A 21,928-nucleotide genomic window follows, 5' to 3' on the forward strand; every position below is an offset into this window, starting at 1 on the left:
CCACCTGCTCATCGACCAAGTCACCTCCTGAGGCATCGTGAATCCCAACGCCCCCCTACCTCCCGCCCGCGAGCCCGGCGCCACACGCCCGGTCGTCACCTACACGCCGGCGAAGAGCGCGGACGGCCAAGTCGCCGCGCCCGTGCCCACCCACTTCGACCTGGACGACGTCATCGACATCGCGGCCCGCGTCGCCGCGCGTCTCAAAGCCCTGCCCACCTGCCGCAGCGGCTGCCCCGCCGACCACGCCCCGACCGTCACCTGCACCTACCAGGGCCCCGCCACACCACCGATCCGGATGGTCTCGTGAACTCGCCGGACGCATTCGCCGCCGACGCATGCGTCAACCGCGAACCGGTCGGCCTCGACCACGGACGCCCGATGATCGCCCGCATCTACAACTACTTCCTCGGCGGCAGCGAGTACTACGACGACGAGCGCATCCTGTGTACGAAGCTGCTTGGGCAGGTGCCGGACGTCGGCTTCGTCTTCCAATCGGAGATCGAGTTCCTGCAGCGGGCGGCACGCTGGATCGCCACCAAGTTCAAGCGCGTCGAGCAGTGGGTGATCGCGGTCCCCGGCCTGTCGCCGAACTTCGGCGATCTCTTGCACAAGCACGTCCACCGGATGAACCCCGACGCGCGAATCTGGTACGTCGACTACGAGCCGGTCACCTTGGCCGTCCTGCGGACCCTCGACGCCGACGGCGGGAAAACAGGCCCGATCAACGTCGTCGAGGCCGACCCCCTGAACCCCGAAGCGGTCTGGGCCGGACTTCACGACCAGACCACGCCACTCGACAAGGACGAGCCGGTCTGCCTGATCCTCGGCGGCAGCCTCACCTACCACCCGTTTTCCCGGGTCGAAGCCGCCGCCGTGGCTCAGCTGCACATCAAGAACCTGCCGCCGGGGTCTTTTGTCGTCCTCACGCACCTGTTCGAGCCTGAGGCGCCCGACCTCGCAGCCACCGCGCGGCAGCTGCACGAAGAACTCCACAACGGCCCCCTCAACGCGGGCAGCATCGCGACCCGCGAGGAGATCGAGGCGATGGTCGCCGGCACGGCGATCCTGCAGCCCGCCATCGACGAGTCGCCCGGCGTGGTGCCCGCCTACCTCTGGTGGCGCGACGGCCCGGCCCTGAGACCTGACCCCCCGACCGGACAGCTCGTCGCCGCCGTAGTCGCTTCCATCCCCGGCGACTGACCTTCGCGTCGCCAGCCGCTTCACCGCCTTCCCGCCGCGAGCCGGCGGGAAGCGGTCCCGGACCGGCACCGACCCGGGACCGCGCGGGATGCCACAGCCCACAGGTCCTCCCCCGCCTGCCCCGGGCTGGGGCATCCCGCGACCTGCCGCAGCGACCGCTGCACGCAGAAACCGCTCTATGACAGGGAGAACCACACTTTGCAACTCCGAAGAACAGCCGTGCGCGCGATCACCGCGGTGTCGACGTTGACCGTGCTCGTCGCCGGTGCAGCCGCACCGGCATCCGCGATCGTCGGCGGCACGAACGCGCCGCAGACCTACGCCGGAATCGGGTCCCTGCAGCTCGACCACAACGGACACAAGGACTGGGGCGCCTGCTCCGCGCACGCCTTCGGCACCAACGGCCACGGCGACACCAAGTTCATCGCCCTCAACGCCCACTGCGGCACGGTCATGCCGCCCGAGGCGCAGGTGCAGGCCATGTCCTTGCAGGGCAAGGCCAACTTCGCCCAGTTCCGGTCATGGGTCGAGAACGCGGGCCTCGCCGACGCGCCCGCCGACCCGGCCAGCCACGCCGGCGAGGGACTCAAGTCGACCCCGGTCGACCCGGCCAGCTACCGCTTCGTCTACGGCAACGTCAACCGGTTCGAGGGACAGTCCGTCGGGATCAAGCGCTTCATCCCCCCGAAAGACTGGAACTGGGGCGAACCCGACAGCCAGGGCCGCGTCTGGGACGTCATGGTCGCCGAGCTGGCCCACCCCATCCACGTCGAAGGCGCCCTCGTCGCCCCGGTTCTGCCGTGGCTGCCCGTGCGCGAACTCGGCTGGGGCATGACCAACCCGGACCCCGCCACCTGGACCGGCCCCATCGGGCCGTTGCTCAAGCAGACCGACGTCCGCGTCACGGCCAAGCAGCAGTGCGCGGGCGCCGGCATCGGCGCCGCCGAGGTCTGCCTCGGCGTCGCCCCCGACGGCGGCGGCACCTGCGCCGGTGACTCCGGTGGCGGCGGTGTCCAGCGGCTCGGCCGAATCTGGGTCCTGGTGGCGACCGCCTCGCGCGGTCCGGAGCAGCGCTGCGGAACCGCCAACGTCTACACCGAAATCTGGCCCTACCTCGGCTGGATCGTGAAGACGATGCACACCGTCGCGCCGGACATCCGCGTCGAAACCGCCGCTCCGGACGCCATCCGCAGCTCGGCCGCCCAGTACGGCCAGCCCGCCCCCGACGCGCAGACCGCCTACGCGTTGGCCGGGTGAACACCCCGCTGAGGAAAACCGGTCCCGGCCGCTGGTAACGACCGGGACCGGGCGATACCGCCTGCATCACCAGGTCCGCCGGGAGGCTGCAACCTCCTGGCCGGTCCCGGCGCAGGCGCCCAGCAGGAACAGGACACGTTCCCGTTGGTGCAGCCCCCGGGCAGGCGGCCCGGCTTCCGCATGACACGGAAAGCCGGGCCGCCGACCACCAGGACAAAGGAGAGACGATTCGTGGTCGCCGTCGCGATGCTACAACGCGAACCGGGCGTGCTCGCCCGCGTGAGCAACGCCCACCAGCTCGCCGGCGAGCTCGTTTGCCTCGCCCACCGGCACGGACACCGCCCGGCCTTGGCCGACGACCCCGAGCTGGTCGAGGCCGCGGTGAAGCCTGACAGCCAATCCGAGACGACTCTGGCCCGACTCGACGAGGCCGGACGAGTCGCCCTCGCCTGGCTGAGCGAACACGTCGTGCCCGACGGCCACGAGCTGCTCGTCGCCGCGGCCGACACCGACCACGATCTCCTGCTCATCCTCGCTCCCCGCACGTCGGCAACCGGACCCGCCGGGCCCGTGACCGTCGGTTCGCGTCAACACCTGTCGCACGGCGCTGCGGCCCCACGGCGCCCGACCACCGCCGGCTCGGCCGCCCTGCTCGACAAGGCTTCGCGGTGACCGCGCCCCGGAAGCTGCGGCTCCGCAGCGTCTTCGCGCGCCGCCCACGCCGGGAACGCTGCCGATCCAGCCTGCATCATCAGCTGGCTTTCCGGCAGACGGCGCCCTTGGTGACAGCACCACAGCACGACGAAGGCGTCGGGGTTTTCGTCGCGGTGTGGGGCCTCGCCGGCGCGGCCGGTGCCGCCGCCGTGACCTGGAGCGGCCGGTTCTACCTCCCGTACCCGCAGTTCGCCGTCGCCGTGATCGGGGCGGGCCTTCTCGGCGCGGCGACCGGCGCGGGACTCGCGTCTCGGCTGCCACGGTTGGTGTCTCCCGCGTGGGTAGAGGCACTGACCTCGGTGCCGTGGACGCTCGTGGTCCTGGTCGCCGTCTACGTCCACGGCGACGCGGGCGACCTCCCGGCCAATCCCCGCGCGGACCTCGACACCTACCGCGGCGGCTGCCTCACCAGAACCGACTACAGCAGCCACACCGCCGCGCACCTCTACCTCGACAACACCACCGTCACCGTCGAGCCAGCCCACGCCGGCCCGCCCCTGCGATTCCACCGCACCGGCCACTACTTCGGGCCCTTCACCGCCGAACGCGCCCAGATCGACGGTGAAGGCATCACGCCCGCCGACTCAGGCACCCGAGCCCTCCTGGCCAGCCTCGGCTGCCACTGAGTACCGCACCACCCACGTAGGAGAAGACCCGTGATCACCTCCCGCGAACCGGACTGCCCGAGCCCCGCCACGCAACCGGCCGCCGCCGTCGTCCGTCGCGTCGAGAGCCGAACGCCGCCGCCGCTCGGCGCACGTGCGGGGGCCCGATGAGCGCGCGCGACCGGACCGACGAGGGCACCCGCTTCCGGCAAGCGCTCGGTGAAGAACTCCGCCAGGCCCGCCTCCAAGCCGGCCTGACCACCCGCGCACAGCTGAGCCGACGTCTGCGCGAACGCGGACGTCACGTCGAGACCGAGAAGACCATCGCGAGCTGGGAACGGGGCGAACGCGACGTCAGCGTTGGCGCCCTCATCCAGGTGTGCAACGCGATGGACACCCACGCCGCCGACCTGCTGCGCCGCGTCGAATGGCGCTTGCAAGCAGAGAAGTCCGGGCACGTGCCGGTCGAGCTCCACCAGCTGACCAACACCGACGATCCCCTGCTGCAGCCGCTGCGCGGCTGGGCGCGCAGCCAAGCGCCGAGCCACGTCAACCACAGCGGACCCATCAGCCTGTGGCTGCCCCCGGAAGCGGTCGTGGCAGCTGCGCGGCAATGCGGTGTGAACGCCGAAGAAATCCTCGACAAGCTGCAGAAACTGAGCCGGTCCCCGTCCCGGCCCGTCCCTCCGGACGGCGTCGCGGACTCCGGTGAAGGGCGGCTCCGATGAGCGACCCGCACGATCACCGGCCCACAGCCGCGACCGTCCAGCGCGTCTTCGAGGTGCTGGTCGACCACCCGGGCCCCACCACGACCGCCGCCCCACTCGCGGCCGCGCTCGAACTGCCCGAGCCCACCGTCATCGCCGCGCTCCAGCGGCTGCGCGCCAACGACCACGTCGTGCGACCTCCCGAAGGCCGCCACACGCTCCCCGAAGGCGATCGCCGCTACGCCCTCGCCCCGGGCGTCAGCCGGCACGCCGCACACCTGCGCGGACGCGTGCCGCCCTCCATCCGCACCCAGCAGCGGACCCGACTGCTGCACTGGTACGCCGCGACCGCCGAGGTCGCCGTCCCACTCGCGTTCGACGCCCACCGGTTCAGCCCGCCCGTCACACACGCCGCCGTCGCGCGGCGCGCAGGTCGCTGGGACCCGCTCGGCTGGTTCGCCTGGGAACACGACGTGCTCCGCAACGTCATCGCGACCCTGGTCGACTGGAAGCACGACGAGGTCGTCATCGGGCTGGCAGAGGCGATGTGGCACCTCGGCCGCCCGACCTACCATCACCACGACCTCCTGCACGCCCAGCAGGCCGGCCGCACCGCCGCCGAACGCGCGCACCCCGCGCTCGCCCCGATGTTCCAGGCGCGCGAGGCCGCCGTGCTCGCCGACCTCGCACACCACGAGGACGCCCTCGCAGCGGTCGACGACGCCGTCCGCCGCCTCGACGAGCACACCGACCGGCTGATCCGCGAGACGGTGCTGTCGACCCGCGGTCGGGTTCAGCTCGCGGCCGGCGACACCGACCACGCCCTGCGGAGCTTCACCGCCGCGCACAGCTACCACCGGCGCCTGGTCGACGACTACGGCAAAGCCACCCTGCTGCGCCGGATCGGCCAGACCCACCTCGCCAACCTGCAAACCGATAAGGCCATCAAGTGCCTGAAGGACGCGTGCGCCGCGATGCCCCGAATCCCGCTGGCCGGGTCCTCGCTAGCCCGGGTGCGGGCGATCACTCACCTGGCCAACGCGCTCACGACCGGCGGACGCGCCAGTGAGGCCAGACGCAGGCTGGACCGCACCCATCCGCTGATCAAGGGCACGGTGGCCACCCGCTACCGAGCCGGACACGACCTCGCCGTAGCCCGCGCGACCTACGCCCTCAACGACACCGCCGTCACCCGCAACCTCACCGACAACCTCATCGCCCAGCTCGAACTCGCAGGCCCCGGCGCCGCCCGCGACCTGCACGCTGCCCGCGACCTACGCCGCCGACTCTAAGCCGGACCATCCCAACCGATCCAGCCCGCATCACCTGCACCAGAAACCCCTGCTGTCGAAAGAAAAACGCTCATGTCCCGACCTGCCACATCCCGCCGGCGACTACTCGGCTACACCGTCGCCGCCGTCGCGGCGCTGGCCGCCGCCACCACGCTCGTGCTGTCCCCCGCACCGGCTGCCCCCGTCGTCACCGCCACCGTGCACCTGTCCACCGGCTGCCATCTCACCCACGCGGCCCGTGAGCGCGGCACGCCCGCCGCGGAAAACACGCCCACCTCGAGGAGCCCGCGATGATTCTCCCCCAGACCAACCGCGAACAGCGCGACGCCCAGATCGTTGACGCCTACACCAGCGGCGACAACGAGCAGCAGGTCGCTGAGCGCTTCGGCCTCACCGTCGCCACGATCGAGAAGATCCTCGACGACAAGCAGGTCGGCGTCGTCCGTAGTGGACGCAACTACCGCCTCCACCGCAAGACCTACGAAGCAGGCACCACGATCCGCGCGCTCGCCCGCAACGCCGGCGTCAGCTACTCAACCATGCACAAAGGACTCGCCGACGTCGGCACCACCTTCCGGCCTCACGGCGGGAACTCCCGAACGGTTCCCGTGACCGCGACCGGCGCCGTCCGGGAACCGCAGTCCGCGCGAGGAGAGCGCACCGCCTCGGCGAGCCTCCCGGACTCCCGCACCACAGGCCGCTCGGCGCCGCTGATCCAGCCTGCATCACCGACCTCCCGCAACCTCGGAGCACGCCGATGACCGACTACGAAGCTCCCCGCGACTTCCCGGCGGAGGTCGACGAATCCGCCAACCTGCGTGCCGCGATGGTCCGCAAGATCGTCGCCAGCGGCCACGCAACGAACCCCGCCGTGCGGAGCGCCCTGGAACTCCTGCGCATCGAGGTGTTCCAGCCCGACCGGCCCCTGTCCGACCTCTACCACGCGCAGCGCGACGTCCCCGGCGTGTACAACGGCCGCAGCATCGATCCCCTCGTGATCGCCGCGATGCTCGACCAGCTCGACGTCCGCCCCGGCAACAAGATCCTGCACATCGGCACCGGCACCGGCTACACCGCCGCCCTGCTGGCCGAGATCGCCGGACCCGACCGCGTCGTGACCGTCGACCGGTCGAACAACATCACCATCGGCGCTCGCGCCGCCCTCCGAGCCCACGGCTACGACCAGGTCGAGGTCATCACCGGCGAGGGCAACGACGGCGCCCCCGGGCACGGCCCGTTCGACCGGGTCATCGTCACCGCCAGTTCCTACGACCTGCCCGAGACCTGGGTGCACCAGCTCGCCCCCGGCGGCCGCCTGGTCGTCCCGCTCCGATTCCGCGGATTCGAGCGCAGCGTCGCGTTCACCCTTCAGGACGGCGTCCTGCGAGCCCGCGACAGCCAACCGAGCCGGCTCCCGCGGATGCTGGGCGCCAACCACGACCTCCCGCGCACCAGCCCGATCGGCCCCCGCGGCCAGCTCGTCCTCACCTGGGACCACGACCTGGCCCAGGTCGTCACCGGGCACAAACTCGGCGAACCCGAGCGGTACACCAACACCGTCGTGGCCTGGTCCGACGTCGTCGTCCGCGACGATGACCCGCTGGGACGGCTGTGGCTGCACCTCGCGGCCACCGAACGCACGGTGTTCGGGCTCTCCACACAGCAGCCCACCACGATGATGCCGGATCTCGCGTTCCCGGAGGCCACGCCCGCGATCATCGCCAACGAGACGATCGCCTACCTGACCCGCCGGGAAATCCCCGCCGACGACGACGGCACCCCCCGGTACACGCTCGGCGCCGCCGGTGTCGGCCTCATCTCCGCCCGGCTATCCGCGGTCCTCGTCGACCGCATCCAGCAGTGGGCGCTCCACCGCGAGGCCCACCCCACGATCACCGCCTACCCGGCCGACGCGACGGAGCTGCCGCCCGGCCAGTGCATCCGCCGCCCGAGCTGCAGCCTGCTCGTGCGAGCTGGTGCGCCGAACTGAGCGGCTCCCGCACACCCGATCCATCCTGCATCACCCACACCGCCACCCACCGGAATAGGAGCAACGCCCGTGCCCGACCGCGTCGCATTGATCACCGTCGACGTCAGCCGCACCCTGGGCATATTCACCGGCCGAACCACCAGCACCCAGCTGGCCGACCTCACGCCCCTCGCCGCGATCAAGCCCAACCTCGTCGGCGAAACCGTGCGCAGCTTGCTCTACCGGGCTCCGGAGCTGACCCCCGACCTCGCCAGCCGCCTCTGCGACCAGCTGCTCATCCCCCGCGACAACCTGCCGACCCAGTGGCACCGCGGGTACGAGCCCTACCCGCACGCTCAACACGTCCTCGAGGAACTTGCCCAGATCGCCCCCGTGGTCGCGCTGTCCAACATGTCTGTCACCGGCGGCCCGGAACGCGTCGCGGCGATCAAGCGCGAACACGGCCACACCCTGACCGAGGTGTACGCCAGCTTTCTCCTCGGCGGCGCGAAGCCCGAACGGTGGCTCTGGCACGTCACCGCCGGGAAACACCAGGCCGAACCAGCTCACGTCGTCCACATCGGAGACCAACTCGCCGCCGACGTCTACGGCGCCTGGGCGGCCGGCGCCCGCGTCATCCACCTGCGCACCAGCGACCAGCCCGTCGACTACCCCGCCGACAGCGGCAGCCGCATCGCCTCGGTGCACGACCTTGCCGACGCAGTCCCCCTAATCCGGGCATGGGCGGCCGGGCAGCCGGTCCCCGACGCCGCGGCGGCCAGCCCGACGAGCGGAGGCCGGGCGTGAACGAACTCGCCGATACTCCGCATGGCCCACGCCAGCTACCACCACCGCCGGTGTACTTCGTCAGTCGGCTCGAAGAACTCGCCGATCTCGACCAGCTCATCGACGAGCACCGCGCCGGGTCGGAATCCCGGCCGGGCGTCGCAGTCCTCATCGGACTCGGCGGTGTCGGCAAGACCGCTCTGGCCGTCACCTGGGCTCGCAACCACGCCAACCGGTTCCGGGACGGGCACCTGTACGCCGATCTCTGCGGCTTCTCCCCCGACTCCACCGCCACCCCGACACTGGTACTGGCCGGCTTCCTGCGAGCGCTCGGCGTCGAGCCGGACCAGGTGCCGATCACGCTGGCCGAACAAGTGGGCCTCTACCGCACGATCACGGCCACCCGGCGGATGATGCTCGTCGTCGTCCTCGACAACGCCGTGTCGGTCCAGCAGGTCCGGCCCCTGATCCCGGCGTCGGCCGGTTGCGTCGTGGTCGTCACCAGCCACCGGAACCTGGAGGGGCTGTTCAGCGACGGCGCGCAGTTCATCGAGGTCCCGCCGCTGGACCAGGAGCACGCCGAAGTACTGCTGACCGAGCTGCTGGGTACCGAACGGGCCCGGAAAGACGTCGGCGCGGTGGCCGAGCTGGCACACCTGTGCGGGTGCCTGCCGATCGCCCTGCTCGTGGCGGCGGCGCGGCTGGCTTCCCATCCGAAGTGGCCGGTATCGCGGGTGGTGGAGCAGCTGCGCAACGAACAAGCCCGACTGGCCGCTCTCGATCGATTCTCCGGCACCGAAAACCAGGTAACGGCGGTACTCGACTGGGCCCGCAACGAGCTTGAGCCCCACGTCGCCGAACTGTACCGACTGCTAGGCCGGCTCCCGGTCCGCGAGTTCGGCGCCGACCTGGCCGCCGCCGTGACCGGCGTGGCCGAGCCGCGCATCACCTTCGCGCTGCAAACGCTGGTCGACGCCAGCCTGCTGGAAGAAGTCCACAACGACCGCTACCGCTTCCACGACCTCGTGCGGTTGCACGCACGCACCCAGCGCGCCCACGACGACGACCACGTCGTGCCGCGCGCAGCACGCTGGTACCTGCGCGAGATGACCCGCGCGAACCTGGTCGTCATCCCGCTGCGATGGCGGGTCAGTCCCATGGCCGACGAGCTGGCGGACGAGCCGCCCGCGTACGCCTCGGACGTCGACGCCCTGGACTGGCTCACCGGCGAACTGCCGAACGTGCTGGCCGTGCTCGAAGACGCCTTCCTCGACCGGCACTACGAACTCGTCTGGCAGCTGTGCGAAGCCCTATGGGAGCTGATGCTCTACCGCAGGCCCTTCGCGGAGTGGCTGCGCTCCCACGAACTCGGCATCATCGCGGCGCAACGCTGCAGCGATCCCGTCGCCGAGTCGCGATTGCACTACCAGCTGGGCCGGGCCCACCTCGACCTGGACCAGCAGGACCTCGCCGCCCGCGAGAACCAGCTCGCCGTCGACCTCGCGCAGGCCGCAGGCGACCGGCGCACCGAGTCCGCGGCGCTGGAACAGCTCGGACGCATCGCGCAAGCCCGCAACGACCTCGACACCGCCATCGAGTGCTTCACCGCGAGCCTGCACCTCGAAGACGCCCTCGGCATCCCGCGCGGGGTTGCAGCCCGACACCGTCGTCTCGGCGACGCGTACGTGCACGCCGGCCGGTACGACGACGCAGAGTTGCACCTCATCATCGCCCAGCAGATGTTCGCCGAACTCGGCTCCGAAAAGGACGAAGCCCGAACGGCCCTCGGCCTGGCGCGCATCGACGCGCACAGACAGCGGTTCGACGTCGCGGTCGAGCGATTGAACCGCGCCCGGCTGGTGCTGAACCGCTCGGCATCCCCGGCCTACGAGTCAGACGTCCTGCGCGCCTTGGCCGAAGTCGCGGTCCTGAACGGCAACATCGAACAAGCCCGCAGCTACCTGACCGAGGCAATCGCGCTGGTAAGCGACCTCGGCGGGGTATCGCTGGCCCTCGCCAGCGCCGCGCTCGCCAAGCTCGCGCCAGCGGATGAGGCCGAGATCCCGCGGAACAACGACACGGCATGACCAGACACCCCCGGCATCAGCCCGACGGCGCTCACCTGCACACTGGACCGACGGCCGGCGAACTCACCGTCACGGAGGCAACACCATGCAGTTCCCCGGACCTGATCCAGAAACAATGCGACTGGGCAAGCAACTCGAGGCCGCGCTGATCGTCGTGGTCGCATCGAACAGCGACCCCGCCCCCGCCCTCGATATCGCCAACACGATGATCGAGCGAGGCCTCTCGGCCGGACCGCCGGGCCGAGTACTGGCCATGACCCTGGTCGAGTTGACGATGCAGCACCTCCAGAACGAGACGACCCCCGATCCGTACGGCAAGTTCGCCCAGCACCTCGTACGCCTCGGCGTCTGCACCGAACTCGACCTCGCAGCAGCCTTCACAGGGCGGGCGCTGAACAGCGGCCTGGCTCAAGGCTGGCTGCCCGCCGAGGTGTATGACCAGCTTGCAGCGTTCGACGGCGGCGATCCGACCATCCTGGAGATGCTCGCGCAGATCGAGCGCCGGGCGTAAGCGCCGTGGCCGGTCATCCGGACCCGGTGGTGGGGTGATCCAGGCTGGATCACCCCACCACGAGGCAGTGCACTGCACACGTTCGGTCAGGGCGTGCGCTCGTCGCGGACCGCCACACCCATGATCTTCTTCACCAGAGCCGGGTCGAGGTCCGGCATCAGCAGCATCAGCTGATCGAACTCCGGCTGGCCGATCACCTGCACATCGGTCGGCGGCCGCGAGGGCGGCATCGGCTCGATCGAGACGCCGCCGAAGGGTGTCAGCCGGAAACTGCCCCCCGATCTTTCGGCGCGGCCGTGTCGGCCGGCGAGTTGAACTGTCACCATCGATCCCTACCCCTTGATCGTCCCGATCCTGGTCCTGAGGAGACGACCGGCCGTCTGCGCCGGATCGTTGCCGCGCGCCGGTCGCGGCGGGCCCGCTGCGACCTTCCCCGAAGCGGAGCGGTGTACCGACCCCCTGCGCCAGTACTCCGCACCGCGCTCGTGAAGTCCGAATTACCGGACCGCCCCTGCCGTCGAACGCGTGATCGTCTCGACGTAGCAACAATAGGCGCAAAGCGGCAACTGTCAACGCAATGCGGGGCATTCGGTGTCATGTTTTTGTCCGACGATGCGCTAATGGCGAAGAGGCTAGCGCGGAGTAGCGCAGTGAGGGCGCTACGTGCGCGCACGCCCCGTGTCGAAGCCGTCGATAGGTCCCGCTGACCAGCAGGTCCCTGCGAAGCATCATGAGTATTGCAAGTTGCATTAATGCATCGACGGCCCGGTCGGCTGATCGAAAAGGGTCCCACTTCCGCGATTAATCGCCAAGGCCTGCAGTCCAGGTAAAAAGGGGGTTCTTAATCGCCTCCGTAGCGCTTTCCGATTTTCCTACGTAGTGCCGTGAAAATCCCTACGTAGTCGATTTAGTTCTATTTCCGTAGTAGCGACGATGAATCGAACCGGGCGATCGCCGATGCTGAAGTTCGGCACGCCTCACCACTGCGTGCCGGACGAGGGGAAGCACCACCGCGTGGCCGGGGGGCCACCGCGCGAATCCACGACGCATCACGCGGGGCGCCTTCCACGCCGAGCAGATCCCGTCTCGGCGGAGCCACCGTGCACCACAGGAGAACCAGATGACCCTCACCGCCGGCTTCTTCGGTTCCGACTACTGGACCGATCCGCTGATGGTTGGCGACCGAGAGCGCGAGCGCGCCGCCGTCGTTGCCGCCACTCTGCCCGACGGGCTCCCAGTCTGGGTGATCACGCGCTTCGACGACGCACGCGCGGCCCTTGACGACCCGAGGCTCAGCAAAGACAGCGCGGCCCTGGTCAAAGCGATCCAGCACCAGCTTGAGGCCGCAGGCTACGGCGACCGGAATCCCTCGGGCATGTTCGGCCCGCACGTCCTGTTCAGCGACCCGCCCCGCCACACCCGGCTACGCAAGCTGCTGATGTACGCCTTCACCACCAAGCGCGTCAAAGCGCTCGAACCGGTCTTCCGGAACATGACCGCCGACCTGGTGGCCAACCTGCCCCTCCACGAGGAGGTCGACCTGATCAGCCAGGTCGCCGTCCCGCTGCCGCTCGCCGTGATCTGCGAACTCCTGGGCGTACCGGCCGACGCCCGCGAGCCGTTGCGCCCCCTCGTGGATGCCATCAACCTCAACGACCCGGCCACGGCCCCGGCCGCCTCCGACCAGCTCGTCGGCTTCTTCACCGACCTCATCGAGCACAAGCGCCGAAAGCCCGGTGACGACCTGGTCTCTGCGCTGATCCACGTCGACGACGGTCAGCCAGACAAGCTCGCTGACGACGAACTGCTCGGCACGCTCTTCCTGCTCCTTAACGCCGGCCACGACACCACCGCGAACCTCATCGGCAACACCCTGCGAGCGCTGCTGCAGGACCGCAGGTATCGATGGCGGCTGGTCCACGAACACCCCGAGCTCATCCCGAACGTCGTCGACGAAGTCCTGCGCTACGACAGCCCCGTCCGGATGGCCACGCACCGCGTCGTCGCCGAGCCCGTCGAGTACGGCGGGATCACCCTGCTCCCCGGCGAGATCGTGCTCATCTCCCTGCACAGCGCCAACCGAGACCCACGCCAATTCGGCGAGCACGCCGCCCAACTCGACCTGCACCGCGACCGCCACGACCTCCGGCACCTCGGCTTCGGGTACGGGCTGCACCGATGCCTCGGCGCAACCCTCGGCCGCATGGAAGCCGAAGTCACGATCGAAACGTTCGCGCGTGCCTTCCCCCGCGCCGTATTGCTCGACCAAGCCGAACTCCGCCGGCGGCGAAGCCCGATCATGAACGGCTGGGACCGGCTGCCGACGCTGCTCGACGTCGGGCACTGACCGACGGAGGTGATGCAGGCGGGATCACCTCCGGGCCGCGATCAGCGTCGCTGGTGCTCTTCGAACCACTCGCGGATCTTGAGCACCCGGCCACGGCGCCCTTCACCGCGCGCGCCCAGCTTGTTCGCGACGTGCTGTACGTGCGTCTCCGCGGTCCGCTGCGTCACCCCCAGCCGCTCGGCAATCTCCTTGTTCGCCAGTCCCTCCGCGAGCAACCGGGCCACCTCGAACTCCCGCTCGGTCAGCCGGTTGGGACGCTCGTCCTTGACCACCGGCGCCGGCGGGGCGGATAAGGTCTCCAAAGCCAGCTCGATGACCTTGCCGCGGCTCAGCCCGAGCCCGATCTCCCGTTCGGTCGGCAACGAGTCCAGTTCGCGGCGCAGAAGGTCCTCTGTCTGGCGCTGCAGCTCCCAGAAGGGCAGCAGGGCCGGAACGATCACCTCAGCTTCTTGCTGGAATTTCGCCACGCCGGCCAGCGACCTCGCCGCGCGTGCCAACCGTCCCAGCCGCGCCGCGAGCAGGGCGATCAACCAGATTGTCCAGAGTAGGCCCCACTTGTCGCCCATCTCGTGCTGCGCGGCCAAGGCCTCCTGCGCCAGCTGCACCGCCCGGCCGAGGTCCGCGCCGAACAGCATTTCCACCAGCGCGCACGTCCACTTGGCCCAGGAGATGCACCAGGCGGCGCCGGCGGTTTCGGCGTCCTCCAGTAGCCGGGCACTCTCCCGCACGGCGACGTCGCGCAGGCCCAGCATCGCCGCGGCCATCGACCTGAACAAGCGGGCCATCCAGGCGTCGCCCGGAGCGTCGTTGTCGAGGAACCAGCGTTCGGCCTGCTCGAACAGCTCGATCGACTGCCGAGCCACGCTCAAGTCGCGCTCGAAGAGCCACAATCGGGTCGCCCGCGCGTAGAGCAGCGGCCCGAAGTCGTGGAAGCAGCCGAGTGTCCGGGCCGCCGCCTCCGCTGCCACCAGCAACGTATCGGCGCGCTCGCGGTCTCCCTGGCACAGCGCCACAGTGGCGGTGAAGCTCAGCGCGCTCACCAGCGTGTGACTCGGCTCGTCGGGATGCCACCGGCGGGCGGCTTCCAGCATCAGGTTGCTCTCGCTCAACCGGCCGGTGAAGTAGAACAGCCGTGTCCGCGCGACGTTGTTGAACAGGTCCATGCCCTGCAGCACCGTGCGCGGGTTCGCCAACCGGGTTTCCTGGGCCACGCGCAGGTTCGGCAACGCGGCGCTCAAGCGGCCGAGCCAGCCGGTTTCGTCGTGCCCGAACCAGTTCCGGGCACCTTCGATGGCAAGCGCTTCGTAGTGGTCTGCGTGCCGTTCGCGTATTTCGTCGGCTTCCTCGTCGCTCAGCTGCTCGTACGCGAACGCCCGAATCGACTCCCACAGCCTGAATCGCAGCCCGTCGTGGTGGCGCTCCGCGACCATGAACGACCGCTTGTGCAACCCGTTCAGCAGGTCGGCGATGACGTCCTGATTCCCAAGGTCCGCGCCGAGCGCCGCTGCGTCGTCAAGCTCGAAGCTGCCTTCCAACAGCGAAAGCCGCGTCAGCATCCGCTGCTCCGCATCGCCAAGCAGGCCGTAGGACCAGCTGACCGTCCATTCCAGCTTCCGGTGGCTGCGCTTGGCCGAGGTCCCCCCGCCCAGGCTCAGCAGGTTGGTGCGCGTGACCAAGCTGGCCAACGAGACCGTGTCCATCCGGCCGGCGATCAGCTCGATCGCCAGCGGCATCCGATCGACCCGGTTGACGACCGTGCGCGCGTTGTCGTCGTCGACGGGTGGGATGACGACGTTGATGTTGCTCGCGCGCTCGCGCAGCAACTGCAGCGCCTCGTCCTCCGACAGCGGCGGCACATCCAGCCACGACTCGCCCTCCACCCGGATCGCGGCCTGACTGGTGGTGACGATCTGCAGGTCCTCCGCCGCCTCCAGCAGGGTGCGGACCAGCTGCGCCAGAGCGCTGTCTTCCTCGTCGTCAACCAGGTGCTCGCAGTTGTCGAGCATCAGCAGCTGACGCTTGGTCCTCAGGTGGGCGATGAGCCGGGCCGCTCCGTGCCTCGCGGAGTTCGCCGGAATGCCCAGCGCCTCGGCTACAGCCGACTCGAGTTCGTTCGAGCGCACGTTCGTCAGCTCGACCAGCACCACGCCGTCGCGGTACACGCCTTCCTGCTGGATCACGGAGCCGAGCCGGCGCATGAGTCGGGTCTTGCCGATCCCGCCGGGACCCTTCAGCGTGAGCAGCCGGGTGGATTTCAGGAGTTCGCGTGCGGCCCGCAGCTCGTGATCGCGGCCGACGAACGTCGACAGGTCGGCGCGCAACAGCGGCGCCGGTTGGCCCTCGGCTTCGTGGCCGCCTCCCGGCGGCCCCTCGCCGTCCTTCTTCATCGACGCATAACTGCCCAGCACTCGTGCACTCCCCCAGGTCCCTACGGCCTCGGCATCACCGCGGCGGCATACACCCGCCCTCCCGACCACCACCATAACGTGCTCCACCGACAATCACCGCAGGTCAGCGACACCGTGAACCGGCGAGTTGCAGGTGGCAACCTCACGCGGTTATGCAGGCCGAATCAGGTCGGCTCACTGCGTCCGCGGTAGCGCGACGCGGCGTCGAGCACCGCCACGGCCGCCTGCAGATCCGCCTCGTCAAGAGAAAGCATCAGCGTCAGCGCACCGCGAAGGGCAGGTCGATCGCTCATCGCAGCGACGACCTCCGCGACCAGGTGCGTGTCAGCAGGCTCGGTGTTGCGCAGCAGCTGCAGCGCCAGCTCCCGAGTCCGTGGATCGCGGAGGGCCACCGCGGTGTCGATCTCGCGGATGATCTTGACGCTTTCCTCGTCGTCGAAGAAGTAGCTGGCTGGCACGTGGAAAAACGACGCCAGCCCCTGCAGCACGATCCGGGTGGGGTTCTCCTTCCTGTTGTTGATCATGGCCCCGACGTACGCATAGTCCACCGACTTGCCGGTCAACTTGGTGACCCCCGCGGCGATGTCCTGCTGCGTATATTTCTTGCCGTCCGGCCGGCGGACGTGCTCGATCAGGTAGCGGATGCGCTCACCCATGGTGGGAATCGGTCGGCCGCTCACTTCGACCGCCGACGTCTTCGTGCCGCCCGTCACCGCATCCTCCTCGGTCGACCCTGCCGGGACTAACAGCTCCCTGACCTGCGAAATGCTGAGTCTGGTTGACAACTAGCGAAACTCGTCTATCTTCGATGGAAATACTAACCAGAGTCCGCATCCGAGGGGAAGCGTTCTCCAGGATCATCGCGAACTTGCGCGCCAGTGTCGAACTGGCGGCCTGCGCTTCGACGAGCCTCGCGGCCTGCCGGACCAGGAACGACCACCGTCACAAGATCCACTGCGTGCCGTAGACGACTCCGCGGGATGGAGCCGTCCACGGCGTAGCTGGGCCGTGCCGCCTCGCGGCCCTCGACGGCCACCGGCCGGGTAGCCACACCAAGATGGCAGCACCCCGGCCGGTGGTCAGCCCTGAAAACCGGTGATGCAGCCCGCATCACCGCGAGCGGACCTTTGGGGGAACGTTCATGTCACCGCACACCTGGCTCCATCGCCGCGACCGGCTCTTTCTTCGAATCGGCCGCCGAACCGAGCCAGTTCCCGAGCCGATCGAAGGGCTCCTGCTCCACGGGCCCGGCGACCTCACAGCCGACGTCGGCGCCGACCTTCTGCGCCTCGACGGCACCCTCGTCGCGCTCGCGCGCCGCCTGCGGGCCGACGCCGAAGCCGCCGCCCGCCAGATCACCCGGGACCACGGCGGCCGAAGCGAGCGAGCCCGCGCCGGCATCACGCGCTCCCGCGTCGACGCCGTCGCCGGGCACACGCGCATCGTCGAGCAACTCGACGACGTCACCCTCACCACCGAGATGCTCCGCGAGTTCGTCACCAGCCTCGCCGCGGACGGCCTCCTGCGCGACGCCGCCGCCGGCTGGAAACGCAACCCCGAGCCCCCAGCCCACGTCGAGGTCATCCTCGACGAGTTCCTCGCCGCGCAGCTCGACCGCCGCCGCGCCCGCCCCGACGGCTGGGGTGGCACTGCGCTGGCCGGCATCGAGGAATTCGGCGCACACTGGCGCCGCGAACCCGACGACGACCCCAGCGAACTGCCCCGACCTACCTCACCGGCAGCTGGGCGCTCGGCTACCTGCCGTCCACCGCCGAGGTCTACGCCGTCCGCCGAGCCGACGGCCCACACACTTTCTGGCTGCTAGGCACCGGCTTCGCCACGTTCGACCAGGTCGCCGCCGTCCTCGCGCCGATCCTGCCGAAAATGCGCTGCCCCAACTCCTTGATCCTCGCCGCCGACACCATCCACGCGGCACGACGCCCAGTGCACTCGCACGCCGAAGCCGGATGACGCAGCGGCCATCGCCCGGGACACCCCGGAGCCTCCAAGCCCGAGCGCGCGGTGACCGTGACCACCGCGGTGCTCACCCCCCTCGTCGCTGCACCGTCCACCCTGGACGGTGCAGCGACGAGCAACCCCAGAAGGACAACATGAAGAGCCGCAACGACACCACCCGCCCCCCGGCGCGACGGCATCGGCGCGCTCTTCTCGCGGTCGCCGGCGTCGCGGCCGCCGCGCTCGCAGGATGCTCCAACTCGCCTCCGCCCGCTCCTGCTCCCCCGCCGCCGATCCCGCCTGCATCACCGGTTCCACTACCGCCGCCGGGCACCGACGGTCCGGAACTGACGATCGACGGGCAGGTCACCTGGACGATGCCCCACCCAGGATGCGTTCAACTGGCCATCGGCTCACAGGTTTTCACCCTGGTCGGACCGGCCGCAGAGAGCCGGTCCGGCGCAGTCCGCGCAGGAACCGCGCCGCACTCCGAACGCGTGCGGATCACCGGCTACGTCGCCCGCGTCGGCGCGTCGGTCTGCGGCGCGCAGCGAAACCTCGTCGCACAACGAATCGAACCCACCACCGGATAATTCCAAAAACGCAAAAGTGCCACTCTTCACCTCGATCTAAATTCCGCGATCGAGGCCCTTGGCGTGCGCCGAAAACCGTCGAATAATCCGGCAAAAAATGACTGCCGAAATGGTTGACACCGCGAGTGAGGCCGATGCAAGGTGATGACGTCCGGCAAGCATAGCTGCTGGTCAGGTCGGCAACCTTGCTGGCCGACACCGAGGGGGACCCGCGGTCACCGCAGGAAATCGACCCGATCGACGCGTCCATCGGTCGAAATCTCTTGCATGCACACAACGGCAATTCGTCAGCGGGCTCGGTGCGTCGGAAAAGACAACGAAACGGGAGCCATTCATGGCAGTACGACCTTCCCGCGCGGCCGGCCTCATCGCCGGATGCGCGGTACTCGTGGGAATCGCCGCCGCACCGGCCGCGACCGCCCAGGACAACACCGCGCCCGACGGCCGCGCCGCGGTCGAAGGCTCGGTTCCCACCTGGGCCACACCCGCCGCCCGAGTCGGCCACGCCGACCCCGGCCAGCACCGCCGCGTTCAGGTCGCGCTCGCCCTGCGCGACCCCGCCGGAGCCGAAGCCCTCGCGAAAGCCGTGTCCACGCCGGGCTCGCCGCAGTACGGCCAGCACCTCGGCAACGCCGAGTTCCTCGCCCGCTTCGGGCCGACCCAGGAAAGCGTCGACCAGGTCACGACCTGGCTGCGTAGCCAAGGCCTGCGCGTGACCGGCGTCGCCGGGAACCGCCACTACGTCGAGGCCGACGCCGACGTCGCCCAGCTGCAGACCGCGTTCCGGACCAGCCTGGCGACCTACCGCCACACCACGCGCGACGGCCGCACGCACGTCCTCGCCGCGCCGGAGTCCGCCGTCACCGTCCCGGCCGCCATCCGCGGCACCGTCACCGCCGTTCTCGGTCTCGACGACTCGAGCAAGACCATCACCCCGGCCCAGGCCACCGCCATCCGCCCGGACGGCACCCGCCCCGGCGTCACCCCGGCGGCCGGCGACCCCAACAGCTGCGCCCGCTTCTGGGCCGAGACCAACAACGCGAACGTGCCGCAGAAGTACGCCACCGGTCAGCAGAGCAACGCCCTCTGCGGCTACACCAGCCCCCAGCTGCGCGCGATCTACGGCCTGCCCAGCTCGGCCACCGGCGCCGGGCAGACCGTCGGCATCGTCGGCGCATACAACCTGTCCACCATCGTCGGCGACACCAACCGCGCCGCCGGGCAGTTCGGCGCACCGGCGCTGACCAGCGGCCAGTACAGCGCCGTCCTCCCCGGCACCTTCACCGACCAGGACCGCTGCGGGCCCGACTCGTGGGCCAGCGAGCAGGCGCTCGACGTCCAGGCCATCCACGAAGTCGCCCCGGCCGCGCGGATCACCTACTACGCGGGCAAGAGCTGCCTCGACCTGTTCAACACCCTCAACAAGGCCGTCGCCGACAACAAGGTCAGCGTCATCAACAACTCGTGGCTCTACCCCGGCGAGAGCACCGTCTCGCAGGCCGAACGCGACCAGATCGGCGCCATCGCCGTCCAGGCCGCCATTCAGGGCCAGGCCATCCTGTTCGCCTCCGGGGACTCCGGCGACAACTCCGCCCCGGCCGCAGCCGGGCGCGCCGAAGCCAGCTATCCGGCCTCGCACCCGTGGGTCACCGCCGTCGGCGGCACCTCGGTGGCGCTCGACGCCAGCAACCGCGTGAAGTTCCAGACCGGCTGGGAAAACAGCGGAAACACCCAGTCCGGCAGCGCCTGGACCCCGCAGACCGACGCCGACGGCCGCTTCGCCGGTGGCGCCGGTGGCGGCGTCAGCAAGATCTACGACCAGCCCGACTACCAGCAGGGTGTCGTCCCGGCCGCGATCGCCGGCGGCCACCGCGCCGTCCCGGACATCTCCGCCCTCGCCGACTCCTACACCGGCCTGGCGATCGGCTTCACCACCCCGCAGGGCTACGCCGCCTACTCCAGCGGCGGGACGTCGCTCGCCGCGCCGATCCTCGTCGGCCTGGTCGCCAACGCCCAGCAGGCCCACGGCGGCGACCGGCTCGGCTTCCTCAACGCCGCGCTCTACGCACTCAGCGGAAAGGCGCAGATCACCGACGTGAAGCCGGTCAAGGCCGGGATCTGGTCGCCGTACATGGCCGGTTTCGGATCCGTGACCGTGCCCACGGCGTCCGGCTCGTACCTGCTCGACCTCGACAGCAAGCCCCAGACGCTGCAGTCCGGCACCGGCTGGGACCCGGTGACCGGCGTCGGCACCCCGGCCCGCCGGCTTCGTCTCCGCTCTCGGCCAGTAGCACCCCGGGGTGGCTGCCGACCCGGGGGCGGCAGCCACCTCGCCCCATCACCTCAACCAGGAAGGAGGTCGCGCCGTGGCCGACGACACCGAGCACCAGGACCAGCCCACCGCCGTCGACGTCACCAGCCCGGCCACGCCCGCCCGCGGCCGCCACCGCCGCCCAGCCGCCGAGTCCGCCCGCAACCGCCGCGGTACTCGCTGGGCCATCGGCATCCTCGCCGCGCTCGCCGTCCTCGGCGCGCTCACGTGGGCCGGCTGCGGCACCGGCGGATCCGACGCGGTGATTCAGCGTGGATCGTTCGCACGCATGGGGATCGACGTCGACGACGTCGCCGTGATCGAGCCCGAGCCGGTCACGCGCAGCAGCTCGCCGGACTCCCCGCGCCGACACCTTCGGCGCCGTGCCGCCGCACCGGCCGACCCGCGCCGCGCGACGTCCCCAGCGGCCGCCTGGCCCACCCGACCGCCGTAATCCCGGTTTACGCCGCCCCCGGCGGCCCGGCGATCGCCGCGCTGCCGCCCACCGAACTCGTCAGCGATACCTGGCTGCCCGTCGTCGCCGAGCAACCCGGGTGGGCCGAGGTCCTGCTGCCTACCCGGCCGAACGACCGAGCCGGATGGCTCTACCTTGACGACACCGTCAGCACCGCCCACAGCTCGTACCGGCTCGAGGTCGACCGCGCCCGGTTCACCCTCGACCTGTACCGCGAAGGAGCGCGGGTCGGGCACTGGACGGTCGGGGTCGGCAAGCCCGGCTCGCCGACCCCGGTGACCCGCACGTTCATCCTCGCGTCCATCAAGGACGTCCGCCCGACCTTTTCGCCGATCGTCCTTCCGACCGGCGCCCACAGCGACACCTACTCCACCTACGGCGGCGGCCCGGAACGGTGGGCCTGCACACCTGGCCCACCGCCGACGTCTATGGCCGCCCCAGTTCTGACGGCTGCGTCCGGATTCCGCCGGACGCGCTGCAGGTGATCAGCACGCAGGTCCCGATCGGGTCCCCGGTGCTGATCCGGTGAACACCCATCCAGGCCCGGCCGGGCCACTTCAGGCAAGGGGGGACCACGTGGTCCGCACATCCAGAACCGTTCTCGCCGGTATCGGCGCTGGCGGCGCCTCATCGCCAGCGCCACGGCGCTCGTGCTCACCGCCGGAGCGCCCGCCGACGCGGCCGCCACCACCTCGACCGCCTACGGC

At 70.1% G+C, this 21,928-nt stretch carries 20 protein-coding genes and 1 pseudogene; 17 read left to right on the forward strand and 4 right to left on the reverse strand.

Annotated elements, in window-relative coordinates:
• The first annotated feature begins 37 nt into the window (after positions 1 to 37).
• From BT341_RS44030 to BT341_RS00895, 13 genes are all read left to right on the forward strand, one after another.
• The gene (locus BT341_RS44030) at positions 38 to 310 is read left to right on the forward strand and encodes a hypothetical protein (RefSeq protein ID WP_143168443.1); all 273 of its coding nucleotides are present in this window, start codon (positions 38 to 40) and stop codon (positions 308 to 310) included.
• On the forward strand, positions 307 to 1,203 hold the full coding sequence (locus BT341_RS00845; RefSeq protein ID WP_072474431.1) for an SAM-dependent methyltransferase: 897 nt from the start codon (positions 307 to 309) through the stop codon (positions 1,201 to 1,203). The genes BT341_RS44030 and BT341_RS00845 overlap by 4 nt, the downstream gene beginning before the upstream one ends.
• Positions 1,204 to 1,422: 219 nt before the next feature.
• Complete coding sequence (locus BT341_RS00850; protein ID WP_072474432.1) at positions 1,423 to 2,460, forward strand: trypsin-like serine protease; 1,038 nt, start codon at positions 1,423 to 1,425, stop codon at positions 2,458 to 2,460.
• Between the two features lie 231 nt (positions 2,461 to 2,691).
• Positions 2,692 to 3,132 carry a hypothetical protein gene (locus BT341_RS00855; RefSeq protein WP_072474433.1) on the forward strand — a complete coding sequence of 147 codons (441 nt, stop codon included), beginning with the start codon at positions 2,692 to 2,694 and terminating at the stop codon, positions 3,130 to 3,132.
• Between the two features lie 110 nt (positions 3,133 to 3,242).
• Positions 3,243 to 3,800 (forward strand): hypothetical protein, encoded by a 558-nt coding sequence (locus tag BT341_RS00860; RefSeq protein WP_143168444.1) that lies wholly within the window; start codon positions 3,243 to 3,245, stop codon positions 3,798 to 3,800.
• Positions 3,801 to 3,946: 146 nt separating this feature from the next.
• Entirely contained in the window at positions 3,947 to 4,507 is a 561-nt protein-coding gene (locus BT341_RS00865) for a helix-turn-helix domain-containing protein (RefSeq protein ID WP_072474435.1), read from the forward strand.
• Positions 4,504 to 5,778, forward strand: coding sequence for a tetratricopeptide repeat protein (locus tag BT341_RS00870; RefSeq protein ID WP_072474436.1), 1,275 nt, complete (start codon positions 4,504 to 4,506; stop codon positions 5,776 to 5,778). Before BT341_RS00865 ends, BT341_RS00870 begins: the two co-directional genes overlap by 4 nt.
• A gap of 72 nt (positions 5,779 to 5,850) precedes the next feature.
• Positions 5,851 to 6,072, forward strand: a complete 222-nt coding sequence (locus tag BT341_RS44035; RefSeq protein WP_143168445.1) for a hypothetical protein — start codon at positions 5,851 to 5,853, stop codon at positions 6,070 to 6,072.
• The gene (locus BT341_RS00875) at positions 6,069 to 6,539 is read left to right on the forward strand and encodes a helix-turn-helix domain-containing protein (RefSeq protein WP_072474437.1); all 471 of its coding nucleotides are present in this window, start codon (positions 6,069 to 6,071) and stop codon (positions 6,537 to 6,539) included. The genes BT341_RS44035 and BT341_RS00875 overlap by 4 nt, the downstream gene beginning before the upstream one ends.
• Positions 6,536 to 7,768: a methyltransferase domain-containing protein gene (locus BT341_RS00880; protein WP_072474438.1), complete on the forward strand. Its 1,233-nt coding sequence runs from the start codon at positions 6,536 to 6,538 to the stop codon at positions 7,766 to 7,768. The genes BT341_RS00875 and BT341_RS00880 overlap by 4 nt, the downstream gene beginning before the upstream one ends.
• A gap of 69 nt (positions 7,769 to 7,837) precedes the next feature.
• A complete protein-coding gene (locus tag BT341_RS00885) occupies positions 7,838 to 8,554 on the forward strand; it encodes an HAD family hydrolase (RefSeq protein ID WP_072474439.1) in 717 nt (238 codons plus the stop codon).
• Between the two features lie 50 nt (positions 8,555 to 8,604).
• A complete protein-coding gene (locus BT341_RS00890; RefSeq protein WP_072474440.1) occupies positions 8,605 to 10,620 on the forward strand; it encodes a tetratricopeptide repeat protein in 2,016 nt (671 codons plus the stop codon).
• Between the two features lie 85 nt (positions 10,621 to 10,705).
• Positions 10,706 to 11,131 carry a hypothetical protein gene (locus tag BT341_RS00895; protein WP_143168448.1) on the forward strand — a complete coding sequence of 142 codons (426 nt, stop codon included), beginning with the start codon at positions 10,706 to 10,708 and terminating at the stop codon, positions 11,129 to 11,131.
• Positions 11,132 to 11,217: 86 nt separating this feature from the next.
• On the opposite strand, the gene BT341_RS44040 is transcribed toward BT341_RS00895, so the two are convergent.
• Positions 11,218 to 11,454 carry a hypothetical protein gene (locus BT341_RS44040; RefSeq protein ID WP_143168449.1) on the reverse strand — a complete coding sequence of 79 codons (237 nt, stop codon included), beginning with the start codon at positions 11,452 to 11,454 and terminating at the stop codon, positions 11,218 to 11,220.
• A 797-nt stretch (positions 11,455 to 12,251) separates the two neighbouring features.
• Here BT341_RS44040 and BT341_RS00900 point away from each other — a divergent pair.
• Positions 12,252 to 13,478, forward strand: a complete 1,227-nt coding sequence (locus tag BT341_RS00900) for a cytochrome P450 (RefSeq protein ID WP_072474442.1) — start codon at positions 12,252 to 12,254, stop codon at positions 13,476 to 13,478.
• A gap of 41 nt (positions 13,479 to 13,519) precedes the next feature.
• Here the strand turns inward: BT341_RS00900 and BT341_RS00905 are convergent, their stop codons facing one another.
• The 3 genes from BT341_RS00905 to BT341_RS00915 all read right to left on the reverse strand — a co-directional run bounded on the left by BT341_RS00905 (position 13,520) and on the right by BT341_RS00915 (position 17,570).
• Entirely contained in the window at positions 13,520 to 15,865 is a 2,346-nt protein-coding gene (locus BT341_RS00905) for an ATP-binding protein (protein ID WP_072474443.1), read from the reverse strand.
• 185 nt (positions 15,866 to 16,050) lie between these two features.
• Complete coding sequence (locus BT341_RS00910) at positions 16,051 to 16,599, reverse strand: helix-turn-helix domain-containing protein (RefSeq protein WP_072474363.1); 549 nt, start codon at positions 16,597 to 16,599, stop codon at positions 16,051 to 16,053.
• Between the two features lie 431 nt (positions 16,600 to 17,030).
• A complete protein-coding gene (locus BT341_RS00915; protein WP_072474444.1) occupies positions 17,031 to 17,570 on the reverse strand; it encodes a hypothetical protein in 540 nt (179 codons plus the stop codon).
• 427 nt (positions 17,571 to 17,997) lie between these two features.
• On the opposite strand from BT341_RS00915, the gene BT341_RS45125 reads away from it, so the two are divergent.
• The 3 genes and pseudogenes from BT341_RS45125 (at position 17,998) to BT341_RS47795 (ending at position 21,750) form a co-directional block, all read left to right on the forward strand.
• The gene (locus BT341_RS45125) at positions 17,998 to 18,435 is read left to right on the forward strand and encodes a hypothetical protein (RefSeq protein WP_177328700.1); all 438 of its coding nucleotides are present in this window, start codon (positions 17,998 to 18,000) and stop codon (positions 18,433 to 18,435) included.
• A gap of 334 nt (positions 18,436 to 18,769) precedes the next feature.
• Positions 18,770 to 19,291 (forward strand): annotated as a pseudogene (locus tag BT341_RS47790) (protease pro-enzyme activation domain-containing protein); the annotation flags it as partial.
• Between the two features lie 2,165 nt (positions 19,292 to 21,456).
• Positions 21,457 to 21,750, forward strand: coding sequence for a L,D-transpeptidase (locus tag BT341_RS47795; RefSeq protein WP_143168451.1), 294 nt, complete (start codon positions 21,457 to 21,459; stop codon positions 21,748 to 21,750).
• Positions 21,751 to 21,928 lie beyond the last annotated feature (178 nt).

Origin of the sequence: Amycolatopsis australiensis, from assembly GCF_900119165.1 — a bacterium.
Classification (GTDB): Bacteria; Actinomycetota; Actinomycetes; order Mycobacteriales; family Pseudonocardiaceae; genus Amycolatopsis; species Amycolatopsis australiensis.